This window comes from Caulobacter sp. DWR1-3-2b1 (assembly GCF_049895765.1).
Taxonomy (GTDB): Bacteria; Pseudomonadota; Alphaproteobacteria; order Caulobacterales; family Caulobacteraceae; genus Caulobacter.
The window spans coordinates 263,206-281,294 of record NZ_JAFCSZ010000001.1; the positions used below are offsets into that span (position 1 = coordinate 263,206).

Consider the following 18,089-nt stretch of genomic DNA (forward strand, 5'->3'; position numbering starts at 1 on the left):
GCATTCATTCGTCAGAGGGGCCCGGCCCGCTCATTGTAGATGGGGAGGGCCGGACGAGAGTTCAAGGGGGCCAATGCAGAACGCCCCCTCCGTCACGCTGCGTATTCGCAGCGCGCCACCTCCCCCGTTTCACGGGGCAGGAGGGTTCAGCTGTTCTTCTCCTGCCCCGTGAAACGGGGAGGTGGCGCGGCGCCGATAGGCGATGTGACGGAGGGGGCGTCCGGCGTCCGCCGCTAACGAAAAAGGCCCCGGATCGCTCCGGGGCCTTTGACGTATCTCTTCGAGGTCGAGGCTTCTTACGAAGCGTAGAATTCGATAACCAAGTTGGGTTCCATCTTCACCGGATACGGCACTTCCGACAGTTCCGGAGCGCGCACGAAGGTGGCCGACAGACCCTTGACGTCGACGGTGATGTATTCGGCGAAGTCGCGTTCGGCCGAGACGACGGCTTCCAGCACCAGGGCCATGTTGCGCGAGCGCTCACGGACGGCGATGACGTCGCCGGCCTTGCAGCGGTAAGAGGCGATGTTGACGCGCTTGCCGTTCACGGTCACGTGGCCGTGGTTCACGAACTGGCGGGCGGCGAAAACGGTAGGCACGAACTTGGCGCGATAGACGATGGCGTCCAGGCGCGACTCGAGCAGCGAGATCAGGTTTTCGGCGGTGTTGCCCTTGCGGCGGGCGGCTTCTTCGTAGGTGCGCGAGAACTGCTTCTCGGTCAGGTTGCCGTAGTAGCCCTTCAGCTTTTGCTTGGCGCGCAGCTGCAGACCGAAGTCGGAAACCTTTTGCTTGCGGCGCTGGCCGTGCTGGCCGGGGCCGTAGGACCGCTGGTTGACCGGCGACTTGGGCCGGCCCCAGAGGTTTTCGCCCATACGGCGATCGATCTTGTACTTGGCGCTATGGCGCTTGGACATGTGTAGCTCTTCAGTTCGATCCGGGCCGGCGCCTCAATTAGTAGAGGCGCGATCTCAACGGCGGCGTCGCATCAGTCCGTCATGTGATTCCACGCCACACGGCGAGCCGGCGGCGGGAAGGCGCGGTTTATGACGGAGGGGCGGCGGGGAGTCAACGCTTGCGGCCTCGGGAATTGTTAGCCGCCGACCTTGGAATGCAGCTCTTCGCGCCAATCCTTGCGTGTCCGCGAATAGATGAAACCATCGGACGGATCGTCCACGCCAAATCCGCAGCTGCGCAGCATGCCTTCGCGCATGAAACCGCAACGTTCGGCCAGCCGCCAGGACGCGGTGTTCCAGACCTCAATGATCAGTTGTTGGCGATGGAAACTGGGCCTCTCGGCAAACAGCAGGTCCGAGAAAATTCGAACCGCCCTGCCCGCCAGACCTCGTCCTCGATCGACGCGATCATGAAGGATGTAGCCCAGCTCAAGACCGTGGATACAAGGCGCGGAGCGATAGAACTGGGATGTCCCGACCAACCTGTCCGTCGCCAGATCGATGATCCCCACCGCGCCCGATTCCGGCGTCCAGAGCCCCGTGGTCGCATAAACATCCGAGAGCCGGCCCAAGTCCGTCAGCGGCTCGGTGATGGAGACCGTGAAAGCAAATCTGCTGACCTGCTCCAGATCGCGCGCTTCGAGACGACGAATCGCGACCCCGTCTCCGGCTGCGAGATAGGTTTCGCCGGGGGTGTTCAAATGCATCATGGAGCCTCCGTCTGGTCGAGACTGACCGCGACGGAGGCCCCACGCAACCTTACGGACGCACGAGCGGGTTCCGCACCCGCACCCTGGCGCCGCGATCCACGCCATAGGCGTCCAGCGGGAAGCGCAGGTCGACGCCCTCGGCGATCAGGGCCCGGCACAGGTCGGGGCGCTTGCGGGTGAAGGCGAAGCTGGCATTGCCGTCGCGGCGGGTGCTGTCGACCGCGAAGTCGGCGGCGTTGGTGCAGCCGTTGGACGACACCCGGATCACCAGATCGCCCTTGTCGATGGTCGCGCCCTGGATCGGCTCCAGATCCGTCTTGGTGATATTGACTGAGGTGTCGGCGTGATCATCGGCGTCGATGATCACGCAGGCCGAGGTGATCAGCGCCAAGGCGATGACGGCGGCGAATGATACGGATTTCATGAGGTCCCCTCTAATTCTAGCTTGACCGTGAGAGGAAGCTTGGCCGCCTGAACCGAGGATGAATTACCGAAAGTTCACAACCGGGCGGCGTGCCGCGCCAGGTGATCCCCGATAAACGTCGAGATGAAGAAGTAGCTGTGGTCGTAGCCCTCCTGCCGCCGCACCGTCACCTTGCGGCCGGCCTTGGCGGCGGCGGCCTCGATCAGTTCGGGCTTGAGCTGGCTTTCCAGGAAATTGTCGGCCAGGCCCTGGTCGATCAGGATGTCGTCGAAACTCGAGCCCGCCCCGTCTTCGATCAGCGCGCAGGCGTCGTGGGGCCGCCAGGCGGCGCGGTCGGGGCCGAGATAGGCGGTCATCGCCTTGTCCCCCCACGGGCAGTTCAGCGGCGACACGATGGGCGAGAAGGCGCTGACCGACTTGAAAAGGTCGGGATTGCGCAAAGCCAGGGTCAGGGCGCCGTGGCCGCCCATCGAGTGGCCGAACACCCCGCGTCGGGCAGGGTCCAGCGGGAAGGCGCCATCCACGGCCTCCAAAAGATCCCTGGTCACATACGAGTACATCTGGAAGTGCGGCGCCCACGGAGCCTGGGTGGCGTCGAGATAGAAGCCAGCCCCCTGCCCCAGGTCGTAGGCCGGATCGTCGGCCACACCTTCGCCGCGCGGCGAGGTGTCGGGCGCGACGATGGCGAGGCCGTGCCTGGCGGCGTGCTCGTAGACGCCTGACTTGGTGGTGAAATTGTCTTCCGTGCAGGTCAGGCCCGACAGCCAGACGAGATACGGAAACGGCCCCTCTCCATCCGGCGTCCACACCGTGAACTTCATCGGCGTGCCGGTGCTGGCGCTGTCGTGCTTGCAGTAACGCAGGGTTCCGCCGTGCAGGCGGTGGGTGTTCAGAACTTCAACTTCAGACATCGACCTGCTCAAACGATCCTTCTCCCCTTGCGGGAGAAGGTGGCCTGCCCCCGGGTCGCGCTAAGCGCGCGCCCGAAGATAAACTCCGCAGGTCGGATGAGGGGTCTCTCAAAACGTTCCGCGCAACCCCTCATCCGTCGCCTGCGGCGACACCTTCTCCCGCAAGGGGAGAAGGCAGAAATCCTAGAACTCGATGACCGTCCGGATGCTCGTCCCCGCGTGCATCAAATCAAACGCCTCGTTGATGCGTTCCAGCGGCAGCACGTGGGTGATCATCGGGTCGATCTGGATCTTGCCGTCCATGTACCAGTCGACGATCTTGGGCGTGTCGGTGCGGCCGCGCGCGCCGCCGAAGGCCGTGCCCTTCCAGACCCGGCCGGTGACCAGCTGGAACGGCCGCGTGGCGATCTCCTTGCCGGCCTCGGCCACGCCGATGATGATGCTCTCGCCCCAGCCGCGATGGCAGGCTTCCAGCGCCTGGCGCATCACAGTGGTATTGCCCGTGGCGTCGAAGGTGTAGTCGGCGCCGCCGTCGGTCATGGCCACCAGATGGGCCACCACGTCGCCGTCGATGGTCTTGGGATTGACGAAGTGGGTCATGCCGAACTGACGGCCCCAGGCTTCGCGATCCGGGTTGATATCGACGCCGATGATCATGTTGGCGCCGACCAGCTTGAGGCCCTGCAGCACATTCAGGCCAATGCCGCCCAGGCCGAACACCACAGCGTTGGCGCCGGGCTCGACCTTGGCGGTGTGGACCACCGCCCCGACACCCGTGGTGACGCCGCAGCCGCAATAACAGGCCGACTTGAAGGGTGCGTCCTTGCGGATCCGGGCCACCGCGATCTCGGGCAGGACCGTGTAGTTCGAGAAGGTCGAGCAGCCCATATAGTGATGGATGGTCTGGCCCTTGTAGGAAAAGCGGCTGGTGCCATCGGGCATCAGCCCCTTGCCCTGGGTGGCGCGGATGGCCGTGCAGAGGTTGGTCTTGCCGCTCAGGCAGCTTTTGCACTGGCGACATTCGGGCGTGTAGAGCGGGATCACGTGATCGCCGACCGCCAGGCTGGTGACGCCAGCGCCGACCTCGACCACCACGCCCGCTCCCTCGTGGCCCAGGATCGAGGGGAACAGGCCCTCGCTGTCCAGACCGTCCAGCGTATAGGCGTCGGTGTGGCAGACGCCGGTAGCCTTGATCTCGATCAGCACCTCGCCGGCGCGGGGACCTTCCAGGTCGACCTCAACGATCTCGAGCGGCTTCTTGGCCTCGAAGGCGACGGCGGCGCGGGTCTTCATCGTGGATTTCCTGTTGGGCGAGTCGGCGGCCAATCTGCCGCCGACCGCCGCCGGGGTCGAGCCCCCCTGGACAGCGCCCTAGAGCCCTTTCCGACCTGATGGCTTCATCAGGTTCGGGCAAAAAGGGCATTAAATCAAAAGTTTAGAGCATTTTTCGATCCGATAACCGTTTCACACTTATCGGAAAATGCTCTAGGCCTTCTTGATTGGCGCGAAGCGGAACTGGCCGCCAAGCAGCTCGGCGCGCGGCAGATAGGTGCGCAGAGTCAGGGAGAACGGTCCAGCCTTGGGGGCCGGCAACCAGTTGGCGCTGCGCTCGCCGCCGGGGTCGGTCCGGCCGATCCAGATGTCCAGTGTCCCGTCGGTGTTGCGCTTCAGCCCCTTGGTGCGGTCGCCTATGGCGTAGCGCTTGATGGGATTGTCGGTGAAGAAGAACTGCCCGTCGGCCGTGGCCTCGTACATCGACAGCGACCAGAAGCTGTCGATCGGCAGGTCCTTCGGCAGGGTCAGGCGATAGAGGCCGTCGCCCTTATAGAGCCCTGTGCCGTCGTCGCCCGCGGCCTTCATGTACAGGGCCTCGGCCGTTGGCAGGGCGCCCAGGCCCTGCACGGCGACGATGGCGCGGTAGAGGTAGTCCTGGCCGTAGTCGCCCATATTGGCGCGCGGATAACTCCACCCATTGATGAAGGTCTGCCGTCCCTTGGCGAGAATGGGGATCATCCGCGCCGTCTCGACGCCCTTGGCGGCGGCGGCGGCGTCGAACGGACCCGCGCCCAGGAAGGAGGCCGTCCGGCGCAGGATGCGAAGGTCGGTGGGCGGGGCCGGATCGGCGGCCAGCAGCTGGCGGGCGGCGGCGAAATAGGCGGCGGGCGCGGCGTCGCGCGCGGCGAAGACCGGCGGCGCGCCGGCCTCGGGTCCCTTCAGCGAAAAACCGTCCTGCACCGCGTGGGCGGCGGGCAGATCGGCGTCGTCATTGACCAGGGTGCGGATCAGCACCCAGGCATAGCTGGTGGCGATGCGGGTGGGGTTCATGCCCGTCGCGGCCTGGCCCGGCCCGACCAGGGTGAAGGTCCCGCCCTGCCCGCCCACGGTGCGCAGGCCCAGCACGACGTTGTTGTTGGTGAACATGTCCATGACGGCGACGGAGTAGTAGCGGGTCCCGGTCGCGGGGATGGTCAGGATCACCGCTCCCTGGGTCAGGTCGACGAAGGCCGAGGAATAGAGGGTGTCGTTGTTGGGCGTGGTCACCCAGCGTTTGGTGTGGTCGGTCAGCTCGCGGTCGTGGCGCAGGACGTTGATCGCCGCGCCGGGCGCCGAGAGGACCCGCGCCCGGGTGGTGGCCATTTCGATCAGCGGCAGGGCGTACAGCCAGGCGTCGCGGGCGGCAGCCGCCGGATCGGCGTCCTGAGCGCTCGCCAGCGAGGGCGCCAGACCTAGCGCGCTGGCGAAAGCCAGCAGTTCCCGACGGTTCATGATGTTTCCCCCAACGATTGCTCGAGGAAGGTTAGCCCTCTGCGCGCCTGCCTGTCTCGGCTTTTGCGCGCGCAAGCGCTGGAAGCCCGACCGTCCGCTAGGAAAGGATCTGCTGGCTCAGCAGCTTGCGCAGCCGCTGGGCCTCCTCGGGCGTCAACTCACCCAATATGCCCTGGCGCCCGGCGGGCAGATGTCCGGTCGCCGCCTCGGGCTCCCCGAACACATAGTGGTCGAAGAGCGTCTTCCAGGCGGCCCGGTGCGGGTCGGGCAAGGCGCGCAGCGCCAGCACCGCGTGCAGGAAAGCATCGTGCGGCGCGCCCCGCTCCTCAGCGGGCGGCGTCCACCAGTAATTGGCCAGCACATTCACCGGCGCCAGCGAGCGCACATGGTGCCACCAGAGATAGGGGATGTAGAGCGCGTCACCCGGCTCCAGCTCGGCGACGAGCGAGGCTTCCATCGCCTGGGCGAACCGGGGATAGCGTTCGAGGTCGGGATCGTCGAACGACACCATGCTGATCGTCGGGCCGCCCGGCGTCAGTTCGAACGGGCCGATATAGAGGTCGCCCACGCTGCTCGGCGGGAACAGGGTGAAACGCCGCCGGCCCGCCACGACGCAGGCCAGGTTCTCGTAAGGATCATGATGAGCGGCGATAATCGCGCGGTTGCCGATCCACAGCCGGGGCTCGACGGAGGGGTCGAGCAGGCTGGACGGATTGGCCTGGCCGAAACCCGGCAGATGGGTGTTGGTGGCCACAGACTGTACGGCCAGGCTGGCGGGCCTGGGCTCGTCCCGATTGGCCAGCAGGAACTCGAAGCTCTTGCTCAGCCGCGCCCCGCCGCTGCGGAAATTGAAGCCGCTGAGATCGGCATTGTAGAAAAACCGACCGCCTGCCTCCGGATCGCCGACCAGGGTGGTCACCGACTGTTGCTGGTCGAAGCCCGACAGGTGCGCGAACAGGGCCTCGTCGCTTTGCGCCCCGGCCTGGACGGCGGGCCAGTCGGAGACCAGCCCCCGAAAGATCACCGGCTGCGCCGCCGGCACGATCGTCCCGTGGAATTCGTCGGCGTCGACCGCGGTCATCTCACGAAGGGTCATGACCTTGGCCTTCGACTCTGGCGGGTGTTGCGTCAAGACCCTTGGTCTGACCTCTCGCTCTTTGGCTCGTCCTTGACCGCCCTGGCCGCCAGCTTGGCCAGCACCCTGCCCCGGCCTCGCGACAGCGCGGTGATCACGCCCCGGAAGGTGCGGACCTCCTGCTCGGTCAATCGGGCGCGGGCCAGCGGGACACGCAGGTTGCGGACCATCGAGGGCTTCTTTTCCGGCGGGTGATAGAAGCCGGCCTTTTCCAGCTCGTCTTCCAGCTGGCCATAGAGGCCCAGCAACGACGACTGGTCGGCGGGATCTTCGACGTTCTGTTCGAACTTCACCCACGGACGATCGTCGATCGTCATCTTCCATTCGTAGGCGTTGATCGACACGGCCTGGGCCAGGTTCAGCGACCGGAACCGCTCGTCGATGGGAATGCTGACGATCCCCTGGCACAGGGCGATGTCTTGGGTCTCCAGCCCGGCCCGTTCACCGCCGAACAGCAGGCCGACCGCGCGGCCCTGGGCAACATCGTCCGACAACTGGGCGGCGGCTTCGCGGGGGGTCAATACCGGCAGGCGGGTCTCGCGCGGACGGGCGGTGGTGGCGAACACCAGCTTCAGGTCGGCGATGGCCTCTTCCAAAGTGTCGAACACCTTGGCGTTGTTCAGCGGCCAGTCGGCGCCGGAGGCCGACGGCCAGGCGCGTTCCTGAGGCCAGCCGTCGCGCGGCCGCACCAGGCGAAGGTCAGACAGACCGAAATTGGCCATCACACGGGCGACCGCGCCGATGTTCTCGGCCATCTGAGGTTCGTTGAGGATCACGCAGGGCGGGGCAAAAGACTGGCTCATGGCGTCCCTTTGCCGCCGCCGTGCGTTCAGATGCAAGTCCCCAACCCGCGGGATACGCGTTTACGGCCGTGTTCGCCCGTGTGAGACAGGTCCATGCATCGTCGCGCCTTCCTGCTTTCCGCCCCCGTCTTCGCTGGCGTCCTGACCGTCGGATGCAAGGAAACGACGCCGATGCTGGGGCAGCTGGAGCCGGTGTTCGACAACAAGGATCTGACCACGCAATTCCAGGCTTTGGCCGACCGCGCCGCGCCGGGGCTGCTGGGCATCGCCGTGCGCGACGCTCAAACCGGCCAGACCGTAGCCTTCAATGGCGAGAACCGGTTTCCGCTGCAGAGCGTGTTCAAGGCCCCGTTGGGCGCGGCCGTCCTGGCCGAGGTCGACAAGGGGCGGATCCGTCTGGACGAGGTCGTCACCATTCGCGACATCGACCTGTCGCCGCCCTTCAGCCCTGTTGCCGAGGCTTGGCCGGGGCGGGCCGACTACACCATCGCCGAACTTCTGGAGCTGGCCAGCGGCGCCAGCGACAACACCGCCGCCGACGTTCTGATGAAAAGGATCGGCGGGCCGGGCGCCCTCACCGCCTGGCTGAACCAGAAGAATATCCGCGACTTCCAGATCGACCGCTATGAGCGGCAGCTGCAACCCGAAATCTCCGGCATGGCCTCGTTCCGCGCCGGCTGGCGGGGCCAGGCCTACAAGCCTGTCCTGCTGGCGGTGCCGGAAGCGACGCGCCGCAAGGCCATGGCCGATTATCTGGCCGATCAGCGCGACACGGCCACCCCGGTCGCCGCCGTGCGGTTCCTGGCCGCTTTGCGGGCGGGCGAACTGGTCTCCAAGGCGTCGACGGAGCGCTTGCTGGGGATCATGACGGCGACGACGACCGGACAGGGTCGCCTCAAGGCCGCCCTGCCCGAAGGCGCCAGCCTGGCCCACAAGACCGGCAGCGCGCGCACCGACCTGGGCATGACCCCGGCCAGCAACGACATCGGGATCTATAAGCTGAAGGACGGCCGCCAGTTCGCCGTGGTCGTGTTCCTCAGCGGCTCGACAGCGTCGGACGAAGCGCGGGACGCGGTGATCGCGGATGTGGGACGGATCGTGTTGAAGGCGGCCGAAGGCTAGGCTTTTGGCCGGCGACTTTCCGGAACGTCCGGGGCGATTGCCCGCTTCGCCCTGCATTCACCAAGCCCATCATCCCGCGACTGGTTCGCGGGACCCATCGTTCAACCCGTACAGTGGCGCCAGCGGCGCGCCTCGGTGGACCGCCCCCTCTTCACCTGAGGCGGACAAATGGGTCCCGCGAACAAGTCGCGGGATAACGGGGATCTGGTGGAGGGCTGCCCGAAAGCGGACCTTTTGATATTCGGCAATGGGTGGAGAGCAGACCTCGACTAATCTTACCCCAGACTGCGTCCGGCGGCTTGGGTTTCGCTGAACGAAAATCCTTCAAACTCGACATGGACCTCACCTCGGTCCTCGCTGGTGTTGGCTTTTACCAAGAGGAACCGGTGAACCATTCGAGGCGGGGCGGACGAGAACTCGCCGTACCAAATTTCCGTCGGCCTCACGGCCATCGCTTGCTCAAGCGCATCACGACCCTGGACGATATTGCCGCCGCTATAGCGAATGAGTGTGTGCCAATAGCCGCGCTGCATGTCGCCTGTCAGCAAACGTAGGGATAAGGCTCCATCGGAATAGCTCAGGCGATCCACATAGGCATCGTGCAGGTTGATAGTGGTTGCGAACCGTCGCACGTGCCCATCAGGGTCCAGAGACCCAATGTATTCCCTGTATAGTTCCTCAACCCTGTCAGATTCCTCATCCGACAGGTCGCCCAAGGCCCATGCACGGCTAAAATATTCCATGTTCGAAAGGTTACCGGAGCCTAGAGCCGCCGCAAAGCGCGTACGGTGAAAGTCCGCTAGGGGCGGGAGCGGACACGCAGAAATTCTAACTAGCGCGACAGCGTCATCTTCTGCGGCAGTCGTTTTACGGGCGCTTTCATATCGGCACGCTTTAGCGCAATATTGCCATGGTCATCGGGAATGCATGGAAAATATTCAACATAAGTGTTTATCTGGCCATCAGCATTGGGAACATCAAAGTTATCGCCGGTATAAATCTCAATATCGCGCCGTTCTCGCGGTGCCAGTATATAGTTTGACCCCGACTGGTATGCTCTAGCCAAGAATTGCCCACCTTTTTCAACCGCTTCCGACGGGGAACCGGAATTGGTGGATTGCTGGTATTCTTGACCTCCGGCGACTTTAAAATAAAGAAATTCGGATGCTCGTTCGGTGAGAAATAAGTCGGGTACGCAGAGCGTCTCGTCGCTTTGATTTTGGATGCGTAGGTGAAGGGTGAAGGAACTGCATCTCGTATCGCAGTAATAAAACTCAGCACGTTCAAGCGTGATACGCGCCATGTCCGCTCCGTTGGGGGCGGGTGCACACCCGGCAAGCTGGAGCCCGGCAGTCGCACAAACCAGTGCGCCTATATTGGCCGCGCGGCGGCACACTGAGAGTGACGCGCTGGGCACGAACCTTCGCCGGGCTTCAACGGCAAGAGAAGTTTCAGCGAGTTTCATAAACCTAAGGTGTCTTGATAGCTGAATGTCTGCAATGGGTCGAAAGCAGACTCTTGTCTGCCCGTCGCTGAGTAAACGATCGCCCCCTACACCGCAGCGCTGGCCGCATCAGCCAGACCGCCAGTTCGCACGGCGGCAAGCGCCTCCAGCAGCATCACCGGATGCAGCGGCTTGGCCAGGTGCAGGTCGGCGCCCGCCGCCTTGGCCGAGGCGACGTGCTCTTCCATGGCGTTGGCGGTCAGCATGATGATCAGCACCGGCGGCAGGCCTAGCGCCGCCTCGCGTGCGCGGATCGCGCGGGTGGCGGTCAGGCCGTCCATGAACGGCATCTGCATGTCCATCAGGATCGCGTCGAAAACCTGGCTCTCGACGGCCGCCAGGGCCGCCTTGCCGTCCTCGACCATGGTCAGATCGACGCCAAACGGCTCCAGCACCACCTCGACAACCTTGCGATTGGTCGGATGGTCCTCGGCGACCAGCACGCGCAGGCCTTCAAGAGAGATCTCGTCCTCGGGTTCCCGGCGCGCATCGACCAGCTCGCCCTCGCAGCGGGGCAGCGGAAGTTCGACCGCGAAGGTGGCTCCGAAACCGACCACAGCCCGCGCATCGATCCGGCCGCCCATCATCTCAGCCAGGGCGGCCGAGATCGACAGGCCAAGGCCCGTGCCGCCGAACTGGCGAGTGATCGACTGGTCGGCCTGGACGAAGCGCTTGAACAGCCGCTCGCGCACCGCATCGTCAAAGCCCACCCCGGTGTCTGCCACCGTGAAGACCAGCTGCTCGTCACGGCCTTCGACGTGCAGAGAGATCGACCCCTTGGCCGTGAACTTGACCGCATTGGCCAGCAGGTTGGAGAGGATCTGGCTGATACGCCCGCCGTCGCCCAGATAGCCGCCCGCCACGCCGGGCGCGACGGACCAGGAAAAATCCAGACCCTTGGCCTTGGCGGCGACGGCGTGCAGTTCGGCCATGCCGCGCACCAGACGCTCGAGGTCGAAGGGCGCGGGCGTCAGCTGGAACTCGCCGGCCTCGATCTTGGAGACGTCCAGAATATCGCCCAGCACCTGTTCCAGCAGGCGGCCGGACGAGGTGACCAGAGCGGCCAGATCGCGGCGGACCTTGGGATCTTCTTCTTCGGCCAGACGGCCGCCGATGGCGATCACGCCGTTCAGCGGCGTACGCAGCTCGTGGCTCATATTGGCCAGGAACAGCGACTTGGCCTGATTGGCGCGCTCCAGCTCGGCCGTGCGTTCGGCGACGCGGTCCTCAAGCGAGCGGAGCAGATCTTCATTGCCCTCGCGCTGCTGGCGCAGGGTGCGGGCCAGGGCGCCGATCTCATCCTGACGGTTCTCGACCTCCAGGGCATCCTTGCCGTCGCCGGAGCGCCGGGACTGGGCCAGAACGCCCAGCGGCCAGGCCACCTCGCGGCTGACCACGCGATAGAGCAGCATCACCTGGACCACCACGCCCAGCACGCCAAACAGCAGCACCCACGAGGCGGTCTTGATCGACGACCAGACCACGTCGCCCGAGGGGAAGGTCATCAGGAACCACCAATTGGGCTCCTTCAGTCGACCATAGGCGATAACCCGGTCTCCCCGCTTGTCACGGAGGGCGCCGACGTTGCGGCCGGCCGCCTTGATCTGGGTGATCACCTCGCCGACGCGGTTGCGAGTCTCGACCTCCCGCAGCCGTGCGGCATCGATCACGCCCTTTTGGGCCAAGCCGGGCGAGGCGATCAGTTCGCCGTCATCCGAGACGATCATGTTGGTTCCGCCCGGCAGGGCCTTGGCCACGGCGCGCAGCAGGTAGGAGTCCAGCGACAGGGTGGTGCCCCACGAGCCCATGTACTGGCCCTTGTGATAGAAGGGCGTGATGCAGGCCGCGTTCAGACCGCGCCCACTGGGGTCGGAAATCAGCCGGCGCAGCTTGGTGCATTTCATCACCTGGCCGGGATTATTCTCAGGCAGGGTAATCTGGGCCATCTCTTCCTTGGAGATATCCAAGTTGGGCGGTGCATCGCGGCGATAATAGAGCAGCCTGTCCGCCCGCTTGGGCCCAAACATCACCAGCTGGGTCTTTGGCGTGAAGAAATAGAAATTGTCGTAGTGGTGAACTTCGGTCTCGCCGGTATTGGCCACCACCTCCATGGCCGAGACGAACAACGCCTTTTCGGCCTGGCTCATCAGCTCGGCCTTCGGCAGGTAGCCGCCGATGCCGTAGACATAATGGGGCCCTGTACGCCCGCCGTCGTAAAGCGTGGGGTCGGTGCGACGAGTGCCATCGCCATGATCCAGGTACAGGCGGTCGAACTCGCTCAGGGCGTCGGAAGCATCACGGCTTTCCAGGCGCTTGATCAGGGCCTGGCTGGCGGCGTCGTGAACCTTGACCAGATCGGAAAACAGGCGATCCTCGGTCTCCACACGCTCGCCGACATATTCAACCAGATGCCGCATCTGGGTGTCGGCGGCGCTGTGCTGCACGAACACAAAGGCGACCGCCGTCGCCACGCCGGTGACGGCGATCGACAATACTGCGACGATCGCCAGCAGGCGACGCGCCAGCGGCGAGGTCATCTGGGTCTTGGGCAGAAGGCTTCGCACGCCCTGTTCGGTCCCTCGGTCTCCTGGCGGAGACCCTGATCATCCATCAAAGTCGGCCAAGCCCAATATCGCCTGAAGAAAAAGCCCCATTCCACCGTTCGGCTTTTCCCTTCACGCGCAACAGTCTATAGGCAGCGCGTCCGCGCCGCGATCTGGTCCTGTGCGCCAGATTGCCTCAGGCGCGCCACCGCGAGAGGAAGACCCCGCAATGGCCAAGATCAAAGTCGCCAACCCCGTCGTCGACATGGACGGCGATGAAATGACCCGGATCATCTGGAAGCTTATCAAGGATAAGCTGATCTTCCCCTATCTGGACCTCGACCTGGACTATTACGACCTGTCGGTCGAGAACCGCGACGCGACCAACGATCAGGTGACGATCGACGCCGCCGAGGCCACCAAGAAGCATGGCGTCGCCGTCAAGTGCGCCACCATCACCCCCGACGAACAACGGGTCGAGGAATTCAAGCTCAAGAAGATGTGGAAGTCGCCCAACGGCACGATCCGCAACATCCTGGGCGGCGTGATCTTCCGCGAGCCGATCATCTGCCAGAACGTGCCGCGTCTGGTGCCCGGCTGGACCCAGCCGATCATCGTCGGCCGTCACGCCTTCGGCGACCAGTACAAGGCCACCGACTTCCTGTTCCCCGGCAAGGGCACGCTGTCGATCAAGTTCGTCGGCGAAGACGGCGAGACCATCGAGCACGAAGTGTTCAAGGCCCCGGGCGCCGGTGTGGCCATGGGCATGTACAACCTCGACGACTCGATCCGCGATTTCGCGCACGCCTCGTTCGCCTACGGTTTGAACCGCAACTATCCGGTCTATCTGTCGACCAAGAACACGATCCTCAAATACTATGACGGTCGCTTCAAGGACATCTTCCAGGAGATCTTTGACGCCCACTACGCCGAGCAGTTCAAGGCCAAGGGCATCCACTACGAGCACCGCCTGATCGACGACATGGTGGCCTCGGCCATCAAGTGGTCGGGCGGCTATGTCTGGGCCTGCAAGAACTACGACGGCGACGTGCAGTCCGACATCGTGGCGCAAGGCTTCGGCTCGCTGGGCCTGATGACTTCGGTGCTGATGACCCCGGACGGCAAGACGGTGGAAGCCGAAGCCGCCCACGGCACCGTGACCCGCCACTATCGCCAGCATCAGAAGGGCCAGAGCACCTCGACCAACTCGATCGCCTCGATCTTCGCCTGGACGCGTGGCCTGGCCCACCGCGCCAAGCTGGACAACAACGCCGAACTGGCGAGCTTTGCTCTTACCCTTGAGAAGGTCTGCGTCGACACGGTCGAAAGCGGCTTCATGACCAAGGACCTGGCCCTGCTGGTCGGCGACAAGCAGTCGTGGCTGACCACCGAAGGCTTCCTCGACAAGATCGACGAGAACCTGAAGCTGGCCATGGCCGTCTAAGGCTTCAAACCCTTCGAAGACCAACAGCGCCCCTCGGGAAACCGGGGGGCGTTTTCTTTGGTCCGCGCTTCGCTAAGCTCCACCGCGATCGAGTGGAGAATCAAGACATGAAGCGTGCGTTGCTGGCCACTGCGGCCTTTCTGGTTTTCTCCGCTCCAGCCCTGGCCCAGACGCCCGTCCCCGCGCCCGAAGCGGCCGCCCGGGCCGACGCCAAGACCGAAGGCCAGACCGACGCCAAGACCGACGCCAAGCCCGAAAAGCCCAAGTGGGACGTGCGCAACCCGCCGGCCGGCTACACCAAAGACCTCAAGCTCGACGTCACCGAAGGCTCGTGGATGTCGCTGGACGTCAGCCCCGACGGCAAGGAGATCGTCTTCGACCTGATGGGCGACCTCTACGTCCTGCCCATCACCGGTGGCGAGGCCAGGAACATCGCCAGCGGCATTTCCTGGGACATGCAGCCGAAATACTCGCCCGACGGCAAGCAGATCGCCTTCACCTCCGACCGGGGCGGCGGCGACAATATCTGGGTGATGGATCGCGACGGGAGCAATACCAAGGCCGTCTCCAGCGAGAGCTTCCGCCTGCTGTCCCAGCCCGACTGGACGCCCGACGGCCAGTTCATCGTCGGCCGCAAGCACTTCACCTCGGGCCGCTCGCTGGGGGCCGGCGAGATGTGGCTCTATCACCGCTCCGGCGGCAATGGCGTGCAGCTGACCGAGCGCCGCACCCAGCAGAAGGACACCGGCGAGCCGGCCTTCTCGCCCGACGGCCGCTATCTGTATTTCAGCGACGACGTCACCGAAGGCCAGGTGTTTGCCTACAGCAAGGACCCCAATACCGAGATCTACGCCATCCAGCGCCTGGACCGCGACAGCGGCGAGGTGAAGAAGTTTCTGGGCGGCCCCGGCGGCGCGATCCGCCCCACCCCCTCGCCCGACGGCAAGTCGCTGGCCTTCATCCGCCGCGTCCGGTTCCAGTCGGTGCTCTATGTGATGGACATCGCCTCGGGCCGCGAGACCAGGGTCTATGACGCCCTCGACCGCGACATGCAGGAGACCTGGGCCATCCACGGCGTCTATCCGGCGATCAGCTGGACGCCCGACGGCGGCTCTCTGGTGGTCTGGGCCGGCGGCAAGATCCGTAAAGTCGACGCCAAGTCCCACGCGGTGTCCGACATCCCCTTCCACGTCGCCGACACCCGCAAGGCCCGCGAGGCCGTGCGCTTCCCGGTCGATGTGGCCCCCGACAGCTTCGATGTGAAGATGATCCGCTGGGCCCGCACCTCGCCCGACGGCAAGAAGGTGGTGTTCGAGGCTCTGGGCAATCTGTGGATCCGCGACCTGCCGAGCGGCGCGCCGCGTCGCCTGACCAAACAGAGCGACCATTTCGAGCTCTATCCGGCCTGGTCGCGCGACGGAAAGTCGATCGTCTACACCACCTGGGACGACGAGGACCTGGGCTCGATCCGGGTGATCCCGGCGACCGGCGGCGAGGGCCGCAAGGTCAACAAGAACCCCGGCCGCTTCGTCGAGCCGGTGTTCTCGCCGGACGGCAAGACCATCGTCTACCGCGCCTCGACCGACGGCGTGCTGCTCAGCACCCTGTGGACCCGCGACCCGGGCCTGTACCGCGTGCCGACCGCCGGCGGCGAAGCCACTTTGATCACCGACAAGGGGACCGCGCCACAGTTCGGGGCCGCCAACGACCGCGTCTACCTGACCGGCCGCCAGGACAAGCTGGCCGCCCTGAAGTCCGTCGACCTGAACGGCCACGAGCCCCGCACCCACCTGACCTCGGAATTCGCCGCCGAGTTCGCCGTGTCGCCCAACGAGGCCTGGATCGCCTGGACCGAGCGCTTCAACGCCTATGTCGCGCCCTTCACAAAAACCGGCCGTCCGGTCAGCGTCGCCACCGACGGCAAGGCCCTGCCCCAGACCAAGGTCACCCGCGACGCCGGCGACTGGATCCACTGGTCGGGCGACAGCGCCACCCTGAACTGGGCCCTGGGTCCGCAGCTCTTCAGCCGGGACCTGAAGGACAGCTTCAGCTTCGTCGAAGGCGCCCCCGCCGAACTTCCCAAGCCCGCCGAGACCGGGATCGATCTGGGCTTCAAGCAGGCCGCCTTCAAGCCGACCGGCAAGCTGGCCCTGACCGGGGCCCGCCTGATCACCATGAAGGGTGACGAGGTCATCGAGGACGGCGTCGTGGTGCTGGACGGCAATCGCATCGTCGCCATCGGCCCCAAGGGCTCGGTCACCCCGCCGGCCGACGCCAGGGTCATGGACATGACCGGCAAGACCATCGCGCCCGGCCTGATCGACGCCCACTGGCACGGCTCGATGGGCTCCGACGAGATCATCCCGCAGCGCAGCTGGGTGAACTACGCCGCCCTGGCCTTCGGCGTCACCACGATCCACGACCCGTCCAACGACACCAGCGAGATCTTCGCCCACTCGGAACTGCAGCGGGCCGGCGAGGTGGTCGGCCCGCGCATCTTCTCGACCGGCGCGATCCTGTACGGCGCCGCCACCCCTTTCACCGCCAAGGTCGACAGCCTGGACGACGCCCTCTCGAACCTGCGCCGCATGAAGGCGGTCGGGGCCTGGAGCGTGAAGAGCTACAACCAGCCTCGCCGCGACCAGCGCCAGCAGATCATCGAGGCCGCCAACCAGCTGGGCCTGATGGTCGTGCCCGAGGGCGGCTCGCTGTATCAGGCCAACATGTCGATGATCGTCGACGGCCACACCACCATCGAGCACTCGGTCCCGCTGGATCGTCTGTATGCCGACGTGCTGCAGCTGTGGCCGCAAACCAAGGTCGGCTACACCCCGACCCTGGTCGTGGCCTTCGGCGGCAATGCCGGCGACAATTACTGGTACCAGGCCACCAAGGTCTGGGACGATCCGCGCCTGCAGCAGTACGTCCCGCGCCGCCTGCTCGACAATCGCGCCCGCCGGCCGGTCCTGACCCCGGACAATGAGCTGAACCACATCGCCGTGGCCCGCGAGGCCACGCGCCTGAGCCGCCTTGGCGTCTCGGTGCAGATCGGGGCCCACGGCCAGCGCGAGGGCCTGGGCGCGCACTGGGAGCTATGGAGTTTCGTCCAGGGCGGCATGACCCCGATGGAAGCCCTGCGAACCGGCACGATCAACGGCGCCCGCGCCCTGGGCATGGACAAGGACCTGGGCTCGCTGGAGCCCGGCAAACTGGCCGACCTGGTGGTGTTCGACGCCAACCCCCTGACCGACATCCGCAACACCGCGACCATCGCCTACACCATCGCCAACGGCCGGGTGTTCGACGGCAAGATGAACGAAGCCGGCAAACCCGAACGCCCGCCGTTCTGGTTCCAGAGCGGGGATGGCGAGGCGCTGAGCGTGGAGGCGGCGGCGACGGAGAGCCATAGTCACGATAGGGACTAGGGGAGATTATTAAAGGCGGCATTACAGCAGATTGCAGTAGCATTGAATATTAGTGGATAATTCTTTCCATCACTTCGCCGCACGCTTGAGAAAGAGCGCAAATGACTAAGTGCATGATCTGCCATGTGCCGTTGCTGAGTGAGCCGGATAATGTGCTGCATGTTAGCGGCTGCCGCCGATGTGGGCGCTGGCAAATCATTCCCTCGAAGGATGGTCGGGCCAGGCCACTTCATGATCAGCTTGCCCAGTCCGGCAATGAAGGGATTAGGCGCGCTAATCTTAGTCATAAAGTTCGACGCATGGAGCGGGATGGCGCACACGTTGGTGTGCCCCTAGATGACCTAGAGCA

At 65.0% G+C, this 18,089-nt stretch carries 14 protein-coding genes and 1 pseudogene; 3 read left to right on the plus strand and 12 right to left on the minus strand.

Features of this window, described 5'->3' with window-relative positions:
* Window positions 1-296 precede the first annotated feature (296 nt).
* The 9 genes and pseudogenes from rpsD to ACP69S_RS01405 form a co-directional block, all read right to left on the minus strand.
* On the minus strand, window positions 297-914 hold the full coding sequence (gene rpsD / locus ACP69S_RS01365; protein WP_425994115.1) for a 30S ribosomal protein S4: 618 nt from the start codon (window positions 912-914) through the stop codon (window positions 297-299).
* 176 nt (window positions 915-1,090) lie between these two features.
* Window positions 1,091-1,654 (minus strand): GNAT family N-acetyltransferase, encoded by a 564-nt coding sequence (locus tag ACP69S_RS01370; protein WP_425994118.1) that lies wholly within the window; start codon window positions 1,652-1,654, stop codon window positions 1,091-1,093.
* A gap of 58 nt (window positions 1,655-1,712) precedes the next feature.
* Window positions 1,713-2,087: a hypothetical protein gene (locus ACP69S_RS01375; RefSeq protein WP_425994120.1), complete on the minus strand. Its 375-nt coding sequence runs from the start codon at window positions 2,085-2,087 to the stop codon at window positions 1,713-1,715.
* Window positions 2,088-2,161: 74 nt separating this feature from the next.
* Complete coding sequence (gene fghA / locus ACP69S_RS01380; RefSeq protein WP_425994122.1) at window positions 2,162-2,998, minus strand: S-formylglutathione hydrolase; 837 nt, start codon at window positions 2,996-2,998, stop codon at window positions 2,162-2,164.
* Window positions 2,991-3,163 (minus strand): annotated as a pseudogene (locus ACP69S_RS01385) (hypothetical protein). Before ACP69S_RS01385 ends, fghA begins: the two are co-directional and overlap by 8 nt.
* Window positions 3,164-3,181: 18 nt before the next feature.
* Window positions 3,182-4,291 (minus strand): S-(hydroxymethyl)glutathione dehydrogenase/class III alcohol dehydrogenase, encoded by a 1,110-nt coding sequence (locus ACP69S_RS01390; protein WP_425994124.1) that lies wholly within the window; start codon window positions 4,289-4,291, stop codon window positions 3,182-3,184.
* 192 nt (window positions 4,292-4,483) lie between these two features.
* Window positions 4,484-5,764 (minus strand): DUF1254 domain-containing protein, encoded by a 1,281-nt coding sequence (locus ACP69S_RS01395; RefSeq protein ID WP_425994126.1) that lies wholly within the window; start codon window positions 5,762-5,764, stop codon window positions 4,484-4,486.
* Between the two features lie 97 nt (window positions 5,765-5,861).
* Window positions 5,862-6,860, minus strand: coding sequence for a cupin-like domain-containing protein (locus tag ACP69S_RS01400; RefSeq protein ID WP_425994128.1), 999 nt, complete (start codon window positions 6,858-6,860; stop codon window positions 5,862-5,864).
* 32 nt (window positions 6,861-6,892) lie between these two features.
* Complete coding sequence (locus ACP69S_RS01405) at window positions 6,893-7,702, minus strand: RNA methyltransferase (protein ID WP_425994130.1); 810 nt, start codon at window positions 7,700-7,702, stop codon at window positions 6,893-6,895.
* 93 nt (window positions 7,703-7,795) lie between these two features.
* Between ACP69S_RS01405 and bla the strand changes: the two genes are divergently transcribed.
* Entirely contained in the window at window positions 7,796-8,824 is a 1,029-nt protein-coding gene (gene bla, locus ACP69S_RS01410) for a class A beta-lactamase (protein ID WP_425994131.1), read from the plus strand.
* A gap of 275 nt (window positions 8,825-9,099) precedes the next feature.
* Here the strand turns inward: bla and ACP69S_RS01415 are convergent, their stop codons facing one another.
* The 3 genes from ACP69S_RS01415 to ACP69S_RS01425 all read right to left on the minus strand — a co-directional run bounded on the left by ACP69S_RS01415 (window position 9,100) and on the right by ACP69S_RS01425 (window position 12,865).
* Window positions 9,100-9,567, minus strand: coding sequence for a hypothetical protein (locus ACP69S_RS01415; RefSeq protein ID WP_425994133.1), 468 nt, complete (start codon window positions 9,565-9,567; stop codon window positions 9,100-9,102).
* An 89-nt stretch (window positions 9,568-9,656) separates the two neighbouring features.
* A complete protein-coding gene (locus tag ACP69S_RS01420) occupies window positions 9,657-10,127 on the minus strand; it encodes a hypothetical protein (RefSeq protein WP_425994135.1) in 471 nt (156 codons plus the stop codon).
* Between the two features lie 248 nt (window positions 10,128-10,375).
* Window positions 10,376-12,865, minus strand: coding sequence for an ATP-binding protein (locus ACP69S_RS01425; protein WP_425994304.1), 2,490 nt, complete (start codon window positions 12,863-12,865; stop codon window positions 10,376-10,378).
* Window positions 12,866-13,100: 235 nt separating this feature from the next.
* On the opposite strand from ACP69S_RS01425, the gene ACP69S_RS01430 reads away from it, so the two are divergent.
* Together ACP69S_RS01430 and ACP69S_RS01435 are read left to right on the plus strand one after the other, a co-directional pair.
* On the plus strand, window positions 13,101-14,315 hold the full coding sequence (locus ACP69S_RS01430; protein ID WP_425994137.1) for an NADP-dependent isocitrate dehydrogenase: 1,215 nt from the start codon (window positions 13,101-13,103) through the stop codon (window positions 14,313-14,315).
* A gap of 107 nt (window positions 14,316-14,422) precedes the next feature.
* A complete protein-coding gene (locus ACP69S_RS01435; RefSeq protein WP_425994139.1) occupies window positions 14,423-17,740 on the plus strand; it encodes an amidohydrolase family protein in 3,318 nt (1,105 codons plus the stop codon).
* Window positions 17,741-18,089 lie beyond the last annotated feature (349 nt).